Raw genomic sequence first — 3,595 nt, forward strand, 5'->3', positions numbered from 1 at the left:
ATCGCCTTCTTGTTAGCTACAACCAAGTCTAGATTGCTTTCTAAGTCATCCGTGCCCTGCTTAAAAAGGAAAAATGCCGACAAAAAGAACGCACCGCTGCAAAGACCATAAAGGCTTGGTCTTAACATTGGAAAAATTTTGGTCGTTAGTGAGGAGTCAGAAGGAACTGTCCCATTTTTGATGTCTGACCGCTCAGGTATGAAGGTCTGTAATGGCGAAAAATCGTTGTTCGGGATGGCGACTGTCCCATTCATGGTTCAAATTGGGACAGTTGAACACATACTAGCAATCGTAGAATTGGAAATTAGGACACCCAAAAAAGCCTTAATTTGTAGGCTTTTCAGCCTTAACGACCAAAATTTTTCCGTTGCTATAACTAAGCCATCTAGTGGATTACAAAACAACAACCAATTATCCTCAAATTGGAGGCTGGGGAAACGACACCAATAGTGGCAAGGGTACCTTTCAAATTGTTGATTTAGGTGCGGTTTATTCACTCACTGGTATTGGCTACAATATTGATTGGGATGGTGCGTATAAGAATCCACTCACTTTTCGAGTTGAGATTTCAACCGATAATAAAACTTGGCGGTTAGCTTCTGAAATTGTCCATCATTACTCGGCAACGAGCGGTTCCAATAAAGTCGATATTGATGTTACCCTTAGGCCGAGCGCCGCTAGATATGTCAAGTATTGGGAGCCACCAGACGGACAATGGAATGGCTGGGGAACGTTCTATCAACTCCGGGCTTACTCCCCAAGTCAGTAAAGGTTCAGATGAGCTAGACTCTCGTGGACATCGGTGCGGTGGAAGAGCTGCCAGTGTTCGTCCAGGGGGAGGAGGAAGACGCCGCCGCTAGCGAGCGCTCTCATCAGGAGCTGGTGGCAAAGGCGCTCAGGAAAGGGTTGATACCTCCGGCATTGGCGAGAGCTGGTTTGGGATGACTGAGACTTTCAGTAATGCCTAACCTCATAGGCACACTAGTTGTCCCCAAGAGAGTTTATCTCTGTCTGGATCAGGGTCCACGCATTCAAACTGTTTGATAGTGCCGCTCGGCATCAACCCGAACGTAGAAGTCCAGTCGGTTCGATATCTGCCAAAGGTGACTGCGCCAACAGAGCCACAAGAGCTGATGATTTCAGATGAGATCGCCTTTTGAAGCACTGGCGACTGCATCACCGAATTAGCAGCTTTCCCGTCAAGGCTGATATGGACAATTTTTGGGCGGCCATCAGGGTGATCGGGGTAAGTTTGGCTGCCATCTAGAATGCTGGAGCTTATGATCGTGATACTCCTTCGTGCTGTTATGCGCTCCCTACCATTGGCAATGGCGGCTTCGCAGGTTTGTCCTTTTGGTTGGCTTCTTACCTGCGATGGCAATACAACAACAGACAGACCTAAAGACCCTGCGGCAATAACAACGATGGCGTTGGCAAGAAACTTCTGCATCATGCAAATGTTAATGGTTTTCTTTCCAGTTTGCTTAAACGGTTAAGGGAGAATTTTGCGCTCAAACACTCTTCACTAAAGCTTTACTAACGCTTCCTACTAACCCTCACTCCATCTGCTTGCACCCTTACCGTAAGCACGATAACGGTAATTATCGTGCGTTGATGCCCAACCAAACTCACACATCAAGTTGGACGTTAGGCAAGCGTGAGCGCAATCACCAGCCCCTGACACTGAGAACAGAAGGTAATCACAGCTAAAGGGCATCCATGAGCTATTACGACTTTAACAATCACTTCTGGTCTCCTTGTGACGTTTGTGCAACCACACCCAAAGCAGAGATTAAAAAACGATTCTTGGAAATCCTGCTGCACTCTCTCCGTCAAATGCTCAGTGAAGGGCAATGAGAACCAAGCGAGCACAGCCAATAGTCATAAGCTTAACGACCATAAATCTGCTTGCGTAGTGCTTCAAAAAATTCAGGAGTAATTCATGATTCCAATTATCATTGGTGCTGCGGCTTTAGGTAGTGCCGCAATCGGAGCACTGGCAGGCGCGGCTGGCAAAGCTGACATGGATTTAGCTAGGGAAATTGGTGAACGCGCTCAAGAACGTCATAAACGTGCTGCTACCAATTTTCAATCAAAGTTTGAAGCCACCAATAACTTGGCGGCGGTGTATGGTCAACTCCAGATTCGGATTAAAGTGCGTACAATTGGGCGTTTTGTTAGCTTCATTGAACGTATTGGTCAGCAGGTTTCCCAAAGCGATATGCGGTTTTTAGAGGGACTGGACATTTCAGTTCAGCGACTCAAGGAGTACAAAGCTACGGCTCTCGAAGCTGAGAAATTGTCTAACGGTTTGGCTTCAGCTGCTAGTGCAGGCATGGCAGCAGGCGCAGGTGCGGTAGGTGTGGCGCAGGCTTTTGGAACAGTTGCCGTCCCTCAGTTGTTTGGGTTGTTCACTACTGAGGTAGCCGTCTCCCAGCTCGGTGCTGCGGGAGTCTTGACCTATTTAGGCGGCGGCAGCATGGCACTGGGAGGCGCTGTACTCGGAGGTATTGCCCTTGGTCCCGCCTTAATGATCGGTGGTTTCCACCTGGCGGGTAAGGGAGAGAAGGCTTTGACTGAAGCACGGAAGTATCAAGCCAAGGTCGAGATTGAAATCGGCAAAATTGAAGCAGCTCAAGAGTTCCTACAACAGGTCGAACAGCGAATCAGGGAATTGGGTCAATTGGCACAAAAACTAGAACAGCAAGCCAGTCTGATGCTCGACAGCCTTGAATCCAAATCTTTCAATCGGAGCCAAGATACTGGCAAGCTTCAACAGGTAGCGCTTCTGGTGAAGGCACTTGCAGAAATCACAAAAACCTCAGTCTTAAACAGTGAAGGAAAACTAAACTTTGGCACCGTGACCATTTTGGAAAAGTACCGTAACCTGTGAGGTAATTGGAATGAAACCGAAAAAAGTCCCCGTAGAGGTCCTTACACAAGGAGCCGCCGCCTTTACCAGTCCTGCTGAGTGCTTTAAACAAATCGTCTCAGCCTATACCGAGTACAAGACAATTGCCCAGCAGGAGCAAACTAAGCGGCGAAGTATTGACGCCTGGGAAAAGGTAACAATCGCCAGAATCGATGCCCAGCGTGAATTTCTGATGGCGTACCTTGACCGCTCATTTGATGAGCGTGCAGAAAACTTTCGTGCTTATTTCGCTGTGGTCGATCAGGCGATCGCGTCTGGAAACAACGACCAACTGGCGTTAGCCCTAAATTCCCTCACAGAGATAGCAAAGTCATCTCCTTTCAAAGACCTTGCTAATTTAGCTTCTTTCCAAGCCGCGCTAGATGACCCAAACCACGTATGGACATTTTGAGCTGTTAATTGAGGTAGCTAACCCTGTCTGAGGAAGACGCCGCCGAAGGCGATCGCTCTCATCAGGGGCTGGTGGCATTCGTCACTCAGGAAAGAACTGATACCTCCGGCATGGGCGAGAGCTGGTTTGGGATGACATATAGTTTCAGTAGACAGCTTCCTCAGAGTTAGCTAGCAGTCAAATAAGCGCTTGAGACGGTCATGACGCCATCGGCGAATCACTGGGTTCCAATGCAGTAGAGCTGCAATTGCATCATTGGGAGGGTAATCTGT

5 protein-coding genes are annotated in these 3,595 nt (G+C 48.1%); 3 read left to right on the plus strand and 2 right to left on the minus strand.

From position 1 onward, the window contains the following. A partial coding sequence (locus H6F76_RS29950) for a hypothetical protein (RefSeq protein ID WP_206754317.1) occupies positions 1 to 254 on the minus strand: 254 nt, incomplete at its 3' end. Positions 255 to 388: 134 nt separating this feature from the next. Here H6F76_RS29950 and H6F76_RS02895 point away from each other — a divergent pair. Further along, positions 389 to 769 carry a discoidin domain-containing protein gene (locus H6F76_RS02895; RefSeq protein ID WP_190505769.1) on the plus strand — a complete coding sequence of 127 codons (381 nt, stop codon included), beginning with the start codon at positions 389 to 391 and terminating at the stop codon, positions 767 to 769. Between the two features lie 201 nt (positions 770 to 970). Here the strand turns inward: H6F76_RS02895 and H6F76_RS02900 are convergent, their stop codons facing one another. Further along, positions 971 to 1,453: a hypothetical protein gene (locus tag H6F76_RS02900; RefSeq protein WP_190505770.1), complete on the minus strand. Its 483-nt coding sequence runs from the start codon at positions 1,451 to 1,453 to the stop codon at positions 971 to 973. Positions 1,454 to 1,942: 489 nt separating this feature from the next. Here H6F76_RS02900 and H6F76_RS02905 point away from each other — a divergent pair, with 489 nt between their 5' ends. Together H6F76_RS02905 and H6F76_RS29530 are read left to right on the plus strand one after the other, a co-directional pair. Beyond that, positions 1,943 to 2,893: a hypothetical protein gene (locus H6F76_RS02905; RefSeq protein ID WP_190505772.1), complete on the plus strand. Its 951-nt coding sequence runs from the start codon at positions 1,943 to 1,945 to the stop codon at positions 2,891 to 2,893. A gap of 10 nt (positions 2,894 to 2,903) precedes the next feature. Then, positions 2,904 to 3,323, plus strand: coding sequence for a hypothetical protein (locus H6F76_RS29530; protein ID WP_199321884.1), 420 nt, complete (start codon positions 2,904 to 2,906; stop codon positions 3,321 to 3,323). The last annotated feature ends 272 nt before the right edge of the window (positions 3,324 to 3,595 follow it).

Origin of the sequence: Leptolyngbya sp. FACHB-321 (genome assembly GCF_014695975.1) — a bacterium.
Classification (GTDB): Bacteria; Cyanobacteriota; Cyanobacteriia; order Leptolyngbyales; family Leptolyngbyaceae; genus Stenomitos.